The organism is Paenibacillus sp. FSL H8-0034 (genome assembly GCF_038000305.1).
In the GTDB taxonomy this organism is placed as follows: domain Bacteria; phylum Bacillota; class Bacilli; order Paenibacillales; family NBRC-103111; genus Paenibacillus_S.
In genome coordinates, this window is sequence record NZ_JBBOBS010000001.1 from 4,493,863 (window position 1) to 4,506,829 (window position 12,967).

Consider the following 12,967-nt stretch of genomic DNA (forward strand, 5'->3'; position numbering starts at 1 on the left):
ACGCAGCTGACAAAGGAGAACGAAACGATGAAAAAGTACATACTCTTCGATCATGATGGGGTTCTGGTTGATACTGAATTCTGGTATTACAAAGCAGGAGAACGCGCTCTGGCTGACATTGGATTTACCTTGGATAAAGATCAATACCTCCGTGACATGACCCAGTCATTGGGCACTTGGTCCCAAGCTAGGGCGGCAGGTATTGATGAACAAACCATCAGCAAGCAGCGTGAGGTTCGCAACGTCTTTTATCAGGAATATCTAAGAACAGAAGCCATAGAGATTGAAGGCGTAGTTGAAACTTTAGCCGAACTGTCAAAATACGTCCTCATGGCCATCGTGACGACTGCAAAACGTGCGGATTTTCAACTTATTCATGAAAAGCGCCAGATTAGACAATTCATGGAATTCGTCCTTGTTCGCGAAGACTACGAGCGCACCAAGCCGCACCCGGAACCCTACTTGACCGGCTTAAAGCGCTTCGGAGCTACCCAAGAAGAAACCCTGGTTGTAGAGGATTCAAACAGAGGGTTGAACTCAGCCGTGGCGGCTGGTATCGACTGTGCTATTGTCCATAACGACTTCACACAAACACATGACTTCTCACAGGCCAGCTATCGAATTAAGACTCTGATTGAACTAAAGGACATTATCCTCAATGTAACCTGAGAGAGCATTCGCCAGCGTGTTCAAACTTCAGAACGTTATGTGAAATCACAGTAATACAGACAATGACAATGTAAGTAACTCGAGGAGGATTATATGAAGACCATTATCTACATGGTAAGGCATGCAGAATCGCCATATACAGAAGGAAATGAAAGAACAAGAGGACTTACCGCTAAGGGTAAGGCAGATGTTGAAAGGGTTACTGAAATACTTAAAGTTGAAGGAATAGAATTAATTATATCCAGCCCTTATAATCGAGCAATCCTGAGTATTGAGGGATTGGCACAATACTTAGGATTAGAAATCAAAACATTTGAAGATCTCAGAGAACTACATTTTGCAGGAGAAGATTATATTATTGAGAATGTTGAGTTAATGTCTAAACTTAGAGAGAAATTCAATGATCCTGAATATTGTTTGCCGGGAGGAGAGTCTAACTCTGAATGTCAGAAAAGATCGATAGAAGTAATAAAAACGATATTAAAAGTACACGCTGGAAAAAGAATTGCTATGGGGACACATGGACTTGTTATGACTTTGATGATGAACTATTTTGATTCAAATTATGATTTGGATTTTTTTAATCAATTAAAGAAACCAGATATCTATAAAATGCATTTTGAAGACTTAGAATTGAAAGAAGTCACTCGAATGATGAATAGTATTGGCTGAAACAAAATGATATGCCGGATTTCGCTTAGCGTACGATTTTCGCGTTTTGTTGGCGGTACCCCCATTTGCAAAACGATGCAGATAAAGGCGATGAGAGACGGTAAAACAGATTAAATAGGTTGTTTCACAATACTAAACCTTTGCTTTTAACGGCTTGCAACCATTCCGGAAATTCATGAAGTAAATGATCATATAAGTTCTCATCGGATATGGCGGAAATATCGTCCAAGTGAAAGAAATTAGCATTATCCACGAATCTCCCCTCCATCTCGTCTAGCTTCCGAAGCAATTCAAAGTCTGAATTGCCAATTCCAACAAATTGCCAAAAAATCGGTAGCGTAGAGGACTCGACAATAACCTTTTTAGTAGGCTTGACAACGCCACCATCATTAATAAATACAATGAAAGCTGGCTGTGTGCTCGGCTCTTCTTTTGTATATTTACGAATGACATCCTCCATAACCAACGGCTCATTATTCCGACCAAATTTATGAAGAGTCTCATTATTGAGTATTTGCTTCGCTACATAGTTTTCAATTCCATTTTCTTTAACAGAAGGAAGTCTGCTAAATTCGTTATCATAGATCCACACATCTAAGGTTTGGTTATCATCAAATTTACTGGCAACAGCTAATATGCGTTCTACAACTTCCTGAACAGTGCCATTAAGATACAGATTTCGCATCGACCCTGAAATATCTAAAACGAGTCCGACTCTGGCAACAACGCCATTCAGCTTTTTCTTTTCAAATGCAGCTTGTACGATTTTTTTGCGTGGGGACAGATCAGAAGCAGCAGCTACTTGAGTATCTTCCTCGACTTCAAGACCGTAGTTTTTACAAAGCGCTGCTAATCCGCCAAAGAAACCACTACCAATGGCATTGAATCTCCATTCATTTTTATATAAATAAAGTTCGGCTACAACGATGGCCGTCTCTCTTGTAAGATCGGAGCCAAATTCGTATCGAAGTAATTCCTGGTTATGGATACGATCAACGATACGAATGTACATGTTCGACACTTGCCCAAATTGGTGTCCCAACTTCTCGCCATCATACACAGTCAAGGTAAATGCTATTTTTTTGATTTCATGCTGCAGTTTTGGAAAAGATATCGTTAATTTTTCATTATCGGTTTGATTGATAGTAGAGTGGGAGACCGCGGAAGCGGGACTAAATGGATTTCCATAAAAAATAAAGTTCTCTTCCTTTTCACAACGGTCTTGATCAGACAGCAAGAAAGCAGCACAATCTAATCCCATTTCCTTATTTGTAGAACTCCAACCCAAGTATACATCGATATCAGTTAAGTTTCTATCTTTGGTAACATCGACTTTCTGACCTTTCAGTACATTCATATTACACAACCTTTCAGCAGAATATGAGAGCTACTCACAAGCAATTCCGTCATTGTCTCTGTCAAGCTTGCTGCTATAATCTGGACCACTGCGGTGCAGAGGAGATTTGTCTGCTCTTTTTACTTCCGTGCAGTTGTTGTAATGAACACTGCTAGCAAAATGAATAACTTTTTCATTATCAATAATCGTCACTTACTCCCGATATTTGGGGTATTTTGGCATTATGTATTCATCTAACTATACCAAATATAGGTTTGAAGGACCATAGTCAGTTGAAGAATGTTTACCTGATTGTACATATCTGTGGATACTATCGGTGAAGGTTATTGTCCTTTTTTCTGGCTTTGGCTCTCTGTGTTTCCTTGATGCCTCTCGTTGAAGTATTACCCATCCCACGGTGATTTCGGCGTAATGAACGCAAAAAGAGTTTATTTCGAGGAAAACGGACCTTTACAACGAAAGCAATGACATGAGAGCGAAAGTGAGTTCAAAGCGGCCAAGGTTCGTGTCAGCGAGGAGGAGCCTTCCCAGAAGCTGGATCTTTTTACCGAGGAGAAGTTGGTAAGTGCATGGGATTACTGCTTTGACAAAGAGAATGGCTAATATCCTCCGCTTGAACGTGGACTGCACGGGTGGTATTACCGAGGGGGAGTGGCAGGAAACAGTCGCAAAATTGAAAAATATACATATGCGCATTCGTGAGAAGCTTTCAACAAGGAGTGATCAGGTTCTTATCATCCGACAAAACGATTGTCGAAAGTCAACATCATTGTTACATTGAAAGTCGCTTAAATTGCGGCTTTTTTTAGTTATGTAATAAAACACAGCATGTACAACATAAAGCAAACACTAGCCCTCAATAGCGCGGTCCTCTTAGGCCGCGTCTTTTGCATTTATTTTCTCCATAACGAACGACAAAATAAATTATACCCGGGTAATATTGATTTTTTATTTTTACCCGGGTATAATTGGTGGAGCAATCAGAAAGGAGGTCAGCATGAATAATACTCTAACGCACTTTTACTACACGGCATTTTTGGGTGTGGGAGTCATCGCGAGTGGATCGTTACAGCACGTTGTTACTACAGTGAAGGGTGCTTTGGATGACAGAGACCTTACACAGCTGCTTATATTTGACGATTCCACAGGGAAGCCAATAGATGTTGATTTTCGTGGGAAGACAGATGATGTGCTCAAACGATTAGAAGAACAGTTTGGTGACCTACCCGGTACGGAAGTGAATCACCAGCCTATACGGCGGGTCGGTCGACCCAAGCTGGGGGTTGTATCCGGTGAGGTTACATTATTGCCACGACAGTGGGAATGGCTCAAGAGTCAACCTGGAGGGGCGTCGGTAACATTACGAAAACTCATTGATGAGGCTCGCCGTGCTGGAGAAAAACAGAGCAATATCCGAGAGTCACAAGAAGCTACATATAACTTCATGACAGCTATGGCCGGGAACTTCCATCAATACGAAGAAGCTCTGCGGGCACTGTATGCTGGTGATTTGGATCGTTTTTACCACTTCATCGATGACTGGGCACCTGATATCAGAAACCATGTCAAAAAATTAGCCGCTAATGCATTCCCTGAAGGAAACTTATAAATGAGAGCATGTGGAGGCGTAAATAATTAAAAAAGGAACTACGAAAGCAGCTGCTATGACAGAGTTTGAAACTATTCGTTACATCGAACCTTCGCAACGCGCTGGCTTGAGGTTTATGCAACGAGGCATTGAAGGCAGCATCGTCATGTTGAACCTGCTGCGTTTTCGTGATGTTGCCGATTACACAGCCAATCCTGAACTAACACCGGAGGCCCCAATCAGCGGTGCCGAAGCTTTCAACCGCTACATTGAGCACACCCTCCCATTTCTCCGTGAAAGCGGAGGTGAAGTGCTGTTTCTTGGCGAAGGCGGAGAGTTTCTTATCGGACCCGAAGACGAAAGATGGGATCTTGTTATGCTGATCCGCCAGAGCAGCGCGCAGTCGTTTCTTGCTTTTTCAAGTCATCAAGACTACCTGGCCGGTATCGGGCATCGGACTGCAGCGATCGAAGATTCACGCCTTTTGCCTATGAAAGAATTTCCGCTATCGAATTAATTGGAGGAGAAGATGATCATGAACATTCTGAAAGTAAACGGCATCGATTTGGCCTATGACAGTTTCGGTAACGAAAATGACGAGACTATTATCCTAATCGCCGGGCTTGGAACCCAGATGATCCGATGGACGGTTTCGTTTTGTCGGATATTAGCAGCGCGGGGCTTTCGCGTGATTCGCTTTGACAATCGCGACGTAGGTTGTTCGACGCACTTTAGTCATTATCAGAAGCTGGATTTTGACGCACTGGCGACTGCTCTCATGTCGGGACAGCGACCAGACATCCCTTACACTCTCGATGACATGTCCAACGACGCTATCGGACTGCTCGACGCCCTTTCAATTGACCGGGCACATTTCGTTGGCAGGTCGATGGGCGGAATGATCGCCCAGATTGCAGCCAGTGAGTACCCTGAACGGGTTTTATCACTCACTTCCATTATGTCCAGTTCCGGTAATCCCGCCCTTCCGCAATCTTCCCCGGAAGTCATGGCGATGATGACTACACCGGCGCCGAACCCATTTGAGGATGAAGCAGGATTTTTGGCGCACAGCCTCGCTTTTGCCAAACGCATCGCTGGCACCGGCTATCCGTTTGAAGAGGACGCTTATCGGGCGCTCATTCTGGAGGAAGTCCAGCGAGCCTACGATCCAGGCAGTGTCGGACGACAAATTGCTGCGATCGCTGTCTCCGGTGATCGGCGTCCGCGGCTGGCGACCATAAAAGTACCAGCACTTGTCATTCATGGGGTGGAAGATCCCCTGTTCGTCCCAGCGTGTGGCGAGGACACGGCTTCTGCCATCCCCGGCGCCGAGCTAATGGTGGTTGACGGCATGGGACACGATCTGCCGCATCAACTGTACAAAATAACCGCTGATGGCATAGAGCGAACGGCTCGTCGCAATTGACACGCACTTCCTGAATAGCAACCAGCCGGAGTCCCGCGGTGTCCAATGGGAATGAGTAGGCTAGGGGCACAGCGCTAATCAATTTACACCCATAGCGCATACGACCCGGGTGGGAGCGGCGTCCGGTTTCATGATAACATCGTGAGCCGGCGCTTTTTCTGTTGGGATTTTCCAAAAAGACGATGGTCAGATTCAGAAACGAATTATTCAAGTAACTTTATTGCATCAGGGCCGTAAAATCAACCGTCCGACGGGGCGTACTTACCCACGTCCGGCTCGAATGCCGCTCCACTCGCCAGGTCCAGCTCCACGTGGGTGGTTCCGCGATCATCGGTCAGCACGATCATTCGCGACCCGACGACGGGAACGCGGTCGTCGCTGGTGCGCATATGTGCTGGTACGACACGTGGAGCACCGTCAACGATATAATTTACCTCAACCGTGAACATCGGCAAATTAAAGAGCCAACTGTTAGTAAAATTCACGGCGGTCAACGTCCCGGTGTATGACGAACCCTCCGCGCGGAGTCGCTCGATGTCCGCCTGACGCCGCCGGGCGTGGGCGATAGAGCCGGGCAACCGCAGGAGCGCGATGGCGGCCCAGAGGGCGAAGCTAGCTCCGACGACGGCGCCGAGCTCAAGCGGGATCGTCGGCGATGTCGCTATGGCCTCGAGGTCAAAGGGGCGCGATGGGTTGCTTGTCAGCGTCCAGAGCAGGAGGACTCCCGCGACTGCTGCGAGCCCTCCTGCTACCGATAGCGTCTTGAACAGGCCTGCCACCCTGGTCTGTCCGAACTGCTCAATCGATCGCGAGTACACTACACCGGTCGTACCGATCGCAACGAACAGCAGCAAAACGGCGACGCCCACTGTGACCGGATGACCGAGGAACATGCTGATCGCCGGTGTCGGCGCCATGCCGAGTAGTGCGCCGAACGGCACGGAGCCTGTCAGCGCCCACAATGCAGCGGCTGTAAGCAGCCACGGCATCAGCGGAGCCGCGCGTCCGACGCTACGTCCCGGCGTGAGCATAGTCATCCGTCCGTTCTTATCCGTGGTGGAGAACAGCGGCAGCGTCTCGATATGTTCTTGCTGCCCGTGCTTCTGCTGACCCTCCGTAGCATCCCTCATTGGCATCGCCCTCCCGAGGAAGATACTCGCACCCTGAGCAGCGGAGGGGGATTCCCCGCGACACGGCCGGGACGATCAACTATAAAATGGAGGAGGTTCTTCCCTTTTTCTTCCTCATTATTATCTTTATACTCAGCCATACACAACTTCACTCCCAATATTTAGTTGAACGGAACCAGCAGATCACCGCGCAGCAGCAGTTCCTTCGCATTTTTCGCCGATAGTATCGTTATACTAACCATATCACAAATAGAGGCAATTTCTCTGAAGAAAAACTTGCAGAAGTTTGTATTTATACAACATATGGATTTGGTTTGAATGACAGACTCAATCTTTAAAATAGGGCGTAATCCCTCTTGAATATAGGTTCTCCACTAACTTGAAAAATTCTTCTGACGATAAATCCTTTTGACGCTGGAGCCAAAGACGAAATAAAGAAAGGGAAGTTGTCAGGTAAAACTCAATTAAGTATGGCGTTAAGGAATGGTTTTGCGGAACGTTTACTTCTAATTGATCCAAAGTAATTTCTTTTTTTAAGCGTTTTAAAAAACGGGCACTTCCATAATCACCCAAAAGGGCATTAAGAACCAGGAGATGTTCTCTATTGTCCAGACAATAGAGCGTATCTTGAACCGTATGCATCGATAGCTCTTTATTCGCCAATTCTTTTTTTAATTCATTCAATAAGTCATTTTCAACAGAGTCTAACAATTCGTAAATGTCAGTAAAGTACTGATAAAAGGTGCTGCGGTTATATCCTGACTTATTCGCAATTTCCTGAACCGAAATTTTCTCAATCGGCTTTTGGCTATATAACTCACAAAAAACTTCTACAAGCTTTTGTCTTGTTTTCTCCGTTATTTGGGGTTGCTTTTTCATGTTTTCCTCCTGCTAGCGAATAAGAATATCATCCGACAAATAATAAAAAACTGATGGTTGATCAAGGAATAATGAAGATTTATAATCACATCATACAACATGTTGTCTGATAATTAAAAGGAAATGTTAATAAGTAGGGGTGGTTTTCATGTCAGCAAAACAAGATAGAATTTTAATTTTTGGTGCAGGTGTCATCGGGAGCATGTATGCAATTAAGTTCATTGAAGCAGGGTTTGACGTTACCCTGTTTGCACGTTCTAATAGATTTAAATCATTAAGAGAAAATGGCCTGCAATATAAAGAAAAAGGTAAAGTTAGATCGATACAAGTGAATGTCATTGATACACTCGAAAATGACGATGTATACGATTTTATTTTCGTTACCGTTCGTTATGATCGGTCCGAATCAGCGTTGTTAGCGCTAAAAGATAATCAAAGTAAAAATATAGTTGCGATGACTAATAATCCAATTGGATTTTCTTCGTGGCTGGATATCGTAGGGGATAGACTTTTACCAGCTTTTCCCGGCTTCGGCGGACAGATTAAAAATGGAGTATTGCATGCTCGATTTCTACCAAAGATTATAGCGGCAACTGTGTTTGGAGAAATGAATGGTGTAGTAACAGAACGCATAGAACACCTCGCAAAATTATTTAAAACAGCAAAGCTTCCCTACGTAATTAAAAAGGATATGCAAGCGTATCTAATCACACATTCCGTATCAGACATTGCTATGTTAAGCTTTTTGCATTCTGAGAATAAGATAATTGACAAAAAAACAGCCAGAAAGACGGCACGCAAAATAACAGTCACTTTAAAAGCATATCTGAGGGCAATACAAAAAGCTGGCGTTTCAATTGATCCACCAATACTTAAAATGGTGCTTAAATTGCCAAACTTATTTTTGGATCTTTTCTTTATGACATGGCTACGAACTAAAATGGTTAGGGATATGATGTTGCCGGATTATGCGAATAATGCTAACAATGAGATTGTGCAGCTGAATAATGATTTAATGAAATTTTTAAGTCAAAATGATATCAAGTCGTAAATACATGTTCAGTAATTTTTGGTACTTGTTTTCGCCTCATTTATGATATATCAGATTTTCCGAATTATCGGAGATATTGCATCGGGGAAACAGTAAAGTCACAACATATTTGACACTTTGATGTTCTCGGATGCGCCCTGGGGTTTGCCGATCGAAACCGGGAAACGGGTGACGATCTGCATAATGTAGAACGAGATTGAGAAGTCAAATCGAATCTTCGATGCTCTGCAGCAAGACGGACATATCAATATGCCGTTACAGGAGGAATCCTTCTGCCCTGGATTCCCTCACGAAGAAAGAGTTGCCCGCCATCTGGTCGTGTTACTCTTTTTTTATATACAAACGAATTCTTCAATAGGTATTATAGTATTGAAGAGTCTTGAAGAGTATTGAAGAATTCGTTCCATGAAGGGTGGACACCGCAATGAAAGTAACCGCACCAGAACTCCAGTTATTTGACGAGTTGAAGCCAGGGTTAACCTCGTTCTGTTATAGGATGCTTGGGTCTATCGATGACGCAGACGATGCCGTGCAGGAAACCTTCATCCGCGTCTGGCAAAGCTGGAGCTCCTTCCGACAGGAATCCTCGTTTAAAACGTGGGTCTATCGGATCGCTTCAAATATATGCCTGGACAAGCTAAGACAATCGAAGCGCCGCATTCGCCCCGTAGACTTCTCCGGCCCAGCGGAATCCATTGTCGAACCTCGCGAGACGCTGCCTGACTCATCTTGGATTTGGCCAGCCCCTGAATTTTCGAATAATCCGGAAGATATTTTCATTCGTAAAGATACGCTGCATATCTGTTTTATTACACTTTTACAGCTCTTGCCTCCCCGTCAACGTGCGGTGATGATTCTGAAGGATGTATTCGAGTGGCCTTCTAAGCAGATCGCAGAGACGTTAGGCATGTCGTCGGCAGCGGTAAACAGCGCTCTGCAGAGAGCCAGAGATACGTTGGAGCGGGAACAACTCCGTTCCGATGAATTCAATAGGAGCGAAGAGGCACCTGATCAGGAATTGCTGTCACGTTATGTGGAAGCCTTCGAGCAATTCGATATCAATGCCCTGGTTGCCTTGTTCCATGAAGAAGGTCGGATGTCTATGCCTCCTTTCCCTATGTGGGTGCGCGGCAAGGACGATTTGTTCAAGTTCTTCACGCTTACGCGTTGGCATTGCGAGGGATCCCGGTTTGTGCCGGTTACGGCGAATGGCGGTTTTCCTGCGTTAGCGCAGTATATGTGGAGCAGGGAAGAGAACGGTTTGGTCCCTTGGGGGATTCACCTCTTAGAAGTGAAAGACAACAAAGTATACCACGTCCAAAATTTCATCAATAGAAAATTATTTGCCCGTTTCGGACTTCCGGATCGATTGGACCGATGAATTTCGTCGATTGGCTTCGTCTATAGAAGTGAAAACTAAAAACAAGAGAGGTGGTTATTACAATGGAAACGAATCAATCGACGAAAGTTACCGTGCAAGCAGTCGTTCAAGCACCAGTAGAGAAGGTATGGAGGTACTGGTCCGAGCCGGAACACATCACGAAGTGGAATCAAGCTTCGGAGTCGTGGCACGCACCTAAGGCGGAGAATGATCTGCGGGTTGGAGGCAAATTCCTTACTCGAATGGAAGCAAAAGACGGAAGCATGGGGTTTGACTTCTTTGGAACATACGACGTCGTGAAGCTGCATGAGCAGATTTCATACACAATGGAAGACGGGAGAACGGTTGAGATCTCCTTCCTGAAACAAGGAAACGAAACCAAGGTGATTGAAATATTTGACGCGGAAAGCACGCATTCCCTAGAAATGCAACAGGCGGGATGGCAGGCGATTTTGGATAATTTCAAGAAATATACGGAGGAATCCCGATGATCGAGACGAATATGAAAACGAGGACACCGCCAGTAAAAGAAATCTCTAGTGCGAGGCTATGGACAGCGCGTGCCATGAGAGGGATTGTCATTCTGTTCATGTTGTTCGATGGGATCGGGAAATTCACCAAGCCTGTACCAGTGGTAGAAGGCACGGTCACGCTCGGATTCGCGGAGCACCACCTTGTAACGTTGGGCGTATTAGTATTGCTCTGCACGGTCCTGTATGCCATTCCGCGAACTTGGTTCCTGGGGGCGCTACTGCTCACGGGTTACTTAGGAGGCGCGGTGGCTACACATCTCAGGCTGGATAATCCGTTGTGGTCTCATCTGCTGTTTCCCGTCTATGTCGCCATACTGGCTTGGGGGGCGCTGTGGCTGGTCGATCGAAGATTGCGCAATCTTCTCTGGGAACGCGAATAATATCTATACTGCCGCCGAGGAAAAAAACGGCGGCTTTTTGTTGCGTCGCTACGGGATTAGCTCCATTAAGTTAACGGATACAATAGTGGAGGAGATTGCTTCGGGTATCTCCTCTTTTGGCTATTTAAAGTAGCGGGAGGATAGTTACAGTATTCAAGTCCTGGCGTGAGGTATTGCGAATTATTTCTAAAGTATAGACAACTAATCATCGCGAAGAAGACGTCGGGGAAGGTGCCCGGCGTCTTTCTTTTTGAACCCTGGTACGAGCGTGCTCTCCGTTAGCCTTAACCTTGTGCCGCATCCATGTTCATGTAGTTAATGGCCCACAGATGGCCGTCCAAGTCCACGAAGCCCCAATGATACATGAACCCATGATCTTCAGGTTCAGCGTGTAATTTCCCGCCCAAGGAGACTGCGGTATTCACGATTTCATCGACCTTTTCCCGGCTCTCGAAGGCCAATGCGATCGTCATCTGCGCATACTTGCTCGTATCGACGGATTCCTTCTCCGTGAGCGTATTAAAGAATGCTTGATTGATCAGCATGACCTGCAGGTTGTCGCCGATCACGATGGCTACCGAATTCTCGTTATCGGGGAATTGCGGGTTAAGCTCGAATCCGAGTCCGGTGAAGAACGCTTTCGATTGTTCTACGTTTTTTACAGGCAGGTTGAAGCTCGTGAATGCGGACGTTAATGCCATTTTCAAAACACCTCTTCGTCAAATTAGTATGTGTTCATTTATGCCTTCGTTTATATAGACGACAGCCGATCCGGGAATTCATCGGTCTCATGGATTCGGAAGCGTAAATTTTGAAAAATAACTTGGTATTGAGTTCGGATACCCGCCATTCCCGTAAGGTTGCTTATTCTTATTGTGCAGGGATAAAGATTGAACCTCTCTAAAAAGGAATTCGTCTGAATATATGACAAATATATGACAATTAAAGGGTAGGTATCGAATGACGGAATGAGGAACAGGTTAAATGTCTTTTTCATGCTTACATTTCTCTTGTTCTCTTCACTAAACGTACGTTTTGCTTATCTACAGTTTGACGACTGAGGAAGTTATCGAGGCTATGGACATCAAAGGCAGAACGCATCTGCCATTCCGACAACGACGGATCAAATCGGGACTGTCAAAAGAAGAGATCGCCTATCTTAGCGAGCACCGCGACGAGTATCCGGACATGGAGTTCGTGGAGGAGCGCATCCACCAGTACAGACCCGACCGGGTCGCAGTTCAATTGGTCGGCTATATGAACAAGATGAAGGGAGCCAAGGAGAATCTGGACTTTTACAAAGAAATCAACGCGGATCAATCGGATCCCACGCTTAAGTATTTGGATTCCGAGGAGGTCGGCTACGACGGCATCGAGTTGATGTATCAGAAGGAGATGCGGGGGCTTATCGGTTATAAATCCTATCAAATCGACAGCATGAGCCGGATCGTCGGCGACATGAAGCTGACCAAGCCGGTCAAGGGGCAGAATCTGTATCTAACGATTAATCATAAGGTGCAGCACACCGCGCAGCAAGCCATTCTAGATCAGATCGCGAGGGTGAACAAGAGGCCATTTTGTTAGTTTAATTTATTTATATACTTTTTTATTATTTTGGGGCTTTTTAGAAGCGTGATCTAGAGGCTCGTTTTTTTTGTACTGAAACAGGAAACTCTTTAATGAAAAAACAAACAGGTGCCTAACAGCGACATGGCCGCAGATATCATGCAGATATCATAAGGAAAAAGCTAAAAAAGGTAATCGTTAAGAAAAGGGCTGTATCCATAAACTGTGGAATATGCAGTCCCACCATGTTTTCTGCCAGCTACGTTAATTCGAATCCAACGACTAAGGCAACAACCGCACCCATGACCATCTGTATTAACATCCCAATAAGACTC

14 protein-coding genes and 3 pseudogenes are annotated in these 12,967 nt (G+C 45.2%); 10 read left to right on the forward strand and 7 right to left on the reverse strand.

Translation table 11 applies throughout. The features are described 5' to 3' along the window. Positions 1-27 precede the first annotated feature (27 nt). Together NST47_RS20200 and NST47_RS20205 are read left to right on the forward strand one after the other, a co-directional pair. Complete coding sequence (locus NST47_RS20200) at positions 28-669, forward strand: HAD family hydrolase (RefSeq protein ID WP_341156726.1); 642 nt, start codon at positions 28-30, stop codon at positions 667-669. A gap of 93 nt (positions 670-762) precedes the next feature. Then, positions 763-1,341: a histidine phosphatase family protein gene (locus NST47_RS20205; RefSeq protein ID WP_341156727.1), complete on the forward strand. Its 579-nt coding sequence runs from the start codon at positions 763-765 to the stop codon at positions 1,339-1,341. A gap of 124 nt (positions 1,342-1,465) precedes the next feature. Here NST47_RS20205 and NST47_RS20210 read toward each other — a convergent pair whose 3' ends face one another. From NST47_RS20210 to NST47_RS20220, 3 genes and pseudogenes are all read right to left on the reverse strand, one after another. After that, entirely contained in the window at positions 1,466-2,125 is a 660-nt protein-coding gene (locus NST47_RS20210) for a vWA domain-containing protein (RefSeq protein WP_341159715.1), read from the reverse strand. A 57-nt stretch (positions 2,126-2,182) separates the two neighbouring features. Continuing rightward, positions 2,183-2,698 (reverse strand): annotated as a pseudogene (locus NST47_RS20215) (TerD family protein); the annotation flags it as partial. 30 nt (positions 2,699-2,728) lie between these two features. Next, positions 2,729-2,836, reverse strand: a pseudogene (locus NST47_RS20220) (excalibur calcium-binding domain-containing protein); the annotation flags it as partial. A gap of 859 nt (positions 2,837-3,695) precedes the next feature. On the opposite strand from NST47_RS20220, the gene NST47_RS20225 reads away from it, so the two are divergent. From NST47_RS20225 to NST47_RS20235, 3 genes are read left to right on the forward strand one after another with little or no spacing between them, the layout of a single operon-like run. Next, on the forward strand, positions 3,696-4,307 hold the full coding sequence (locus NST47_RS20225; RefSeq protein ID WP_341156728.1) for a DUF2239 family protein: 612 nt from the start codon (positions 3,696-3,698) through the stop codon (positions 4,305-4,307). A gap of 55 nt (positions 4,308-4,362) precedes the next feature. Further along, on the forward strand, positions 4,363-4,803 hold the full coding sequence (locus NST47_RS20230) for a DUF1330 domain-containing protein (protein WP_341156729.1): 441 nt from the start codon (positions 4,363-4,365) through the stop codon (positions 4,801-4,803). 18 nt (positions 4,804-4,821) lie between these two features. After that, a complete protein-coding gene (locus tag NST47_RS20235) occupies positions 4,822-5,712 on the forward strand; it encodes an alpha/beta fold hydrolase (protein WP_341156730.1) in 891 nt (296 codons plus the stop codon). A gap of 239 nt (positions 5,713-5,951) precedes the next feature. Here NST47_RS20235 and NST47_RS20240 read toward each other — a convergent pair whose 3' ends face one another. Further along, positions 5,952-6,842 carry a hypothetical protein gene (locus tag NST47_RS20240; RefSeq protein WP_341156731.1) on the reverse strand — a complete coding sequence of 297 codons (891 nt, stop codon included), beginning with the start codon at positions 6,840-6,842 and terminating at the stop codon, positions 5,952-5,954. Between the two features lie 327 nt (positions 6,843-7,169). Further along, positions 7,170-7,721, reverse strand: a complete 552-nt coding sequence (locus tag NST47_RS20245) for a TetR/AcrR family transcriptional regulator (RefSeq protein WP_341156732.1) — start codon at positions 7,719-7,721, stop codon at positions 7,170-7,172. 148 nt (positions 7,722-7,869) lie between these two features. On the opposite strand from NST47_RS20245, the gene NST47_RS20250 reads away from it, so the two are divergent. The 4 genes from NST47_RS20250 (at position 7,870) to NST47_RS20265 (ending at position 11,066) form a co-directional block, all read left to right on the forward strand. Beyond that, on the forward strand, positions 7,870-8,772 hold the full coding sequence (locus NST47_RS20250) for a ketopantoate reductase family protein (RefSeq protein WP_341156733.1): 903 nt from the start codon (positions 7,870-7,872) through the stop codon (positions 8,770-8,772). Positions 8,773-9,196: 424 nt separating this feature from the next. Continuing rightward, positions 9,197-10,153 carry a sigma-70 family RNA polymerase sigma factor gene (locus NST47_RS20255; protein ID WP_341156734.1) on the forward strand — a complete coding sequence of 319 codons (957 nt, stop codon included), beginning with the start codon at positions 9,197-9,199 and terminating at the stop codon, positions 10,151-10,153. 62 nt (positions 10,154-10,215) lie between these two features. Next, positions 10,216-10,644: an SRPBCC family protein gene (locus NST47_RS20260; protein WP_341156735.1), complete on the forward strand. Its 429-nt coding sequence runs from the start codon at positions 10,216-10,218 to the stop codon at positions 10,642-10,644. After that, positions 10,641-11,066, forward strand: coding sequence for a DoxX family protein (locus NST47_RS20265; protein ID WP_341156736.1), 426 nt, complete (start codon positions 10,641-10,643; stop codon positions 11,064-11,066). The genes NST47_RS20260 and NST47_RS20265 overlap by 4 nt, the downstream gene beginning before the upstream one ends. 284 nt (positions 11,067-11,350) lie before the next feature. Here NST47_RS20265 and NST47_RS20270 read toward each other — a convergent pair whose 3' ends face one another. Beyond that, on the reverse strand, positions 11,351-11,767 hold the full coding sequence (locus tag NST47_RS20270; protein WP_103110907.1) for a VOC family protein: 417 nt from the start codon (positions 11,765-11,767) through the stop codon (positions 11,351-11,353). A gap of 334 nt (positions 11,768-12,101) precedes the next feature. Here NST47_RS20270 and NST47_RS20275 point away from each other — a divergent pair, with 334 nt between their 5' ends. Then, positions 12,102-12,650 carry a hypothetical protein gene (locus tag NST47_RS20275; protein ID WP_341156737.1) on the forward strand — a complete coding sequence of 183 codons (549 nt, stop codon included), beginning with the start codon at positions 12,102-12,104 and terminating at the stop codon, positions 12,648-12,650. A 142-nt stretch (positions 12,651-12,792) separates the two neighbouring features. Here the strand turns inward: NST47_RS20275 and NST47_RS37200 are convergent. Next, positions 12,793-12,939, reverse strand: a pseudogene (locus NST47_RS37200) (phage infection protein); the annotation flags it as partial. Positions 12,940-12,967: the final 28 nt, after the last annotated feature.

What these genes read in the sequence shown, in the direction of transcription:
- NST47_RS20260 (WP_341156735.1), top strand. Translation starts at nt 10,216, where the DNA reads ATGGAAACGAATCAATCGACGAAAGTTACCGTGCAAGCAGTCGTTCAA.
- NST47_RS20240 (WP_341156731.1), bottom strand. Translation starts at nt 6,842, where the DNA reads ATGAGGGATGCTACGGAGGGTCAGCAGAAGCACGGGCAGCAAGAACAT.
- NST47_RS20255 (WP_341156734.1), top strand. Translation starts at nt 9,197, where the DNA reads ATGAAAGTAACCGCACCAGAACTCCAGTTATTTGACGAGTTGAAGCCA.
- NST47_RS20200 (WP_341156726.1), top strand. Translation starts at nt 28, where the DNA reads ATGAAAAAGTACATACTCTTCGATCATGATGGGGTTCTGGTTGATACT.
- NST47_RS20270 (WP_103110907.1), bottom strand. Translation starts at nt 11,767, where the DNA reads ATGGCATTAACGTCCGCATTCACGAGCTTCAACCTGCCTGTAAAAAAC.
- NST47_RS20250 (WP_341156733.1), top strand. Translation starts at nt 7,870, where the DNA reads ATGTCAGCAAAACAAGATAGAATTTTAATTTTTGGTGCAGGTGTCATC.
- NST47_RS20225 (WP_341156728.1), top strand. Translation starts at nt 3,696, where the DNA reads ATGAATAATACTCTAACGCACTTTTACTACACGGCATTTTTGGGTGTG.
- NST47_RS20230 (WP_341156729.1), top strand. Translation starts at nt 4,363, where the DNA reads ATGACAGAGTTTGAAACTATTCGTTACATCGAACCTTCGCAACGCGCT.
- NST47_RS20245 (WP_341156732.1), bottom strand. Translation starts at nt 7,721, where the DNA reads ATGAAAAAGCAACCCCAAATAACGGAGAAAACAAGACAAAAGCTTGTA.
- NST47_RS20265 (WP_341156736.1), top strand. Translation starts at nt 10,641, where the DNA reads ATGATCGAGACGAATATGAAAACGAGGACACCGCCAGTAAAAGAAATC.
- NST47_RS20205 (WP_341156727.1), top strand. Translation starts at nt 763, where the DNA reads ATGAAGACCATTATCTACATGGTAAGGCATGCAGAATCGCCATATACA.
- NST47_RS20235 (WP_341156730.1), top strand. Translation starts at nt 4,822, where the DNA reads ATGAACATTCTGAAAGTAAACGGCATCGATTTGGCCTATGACAGTTTC.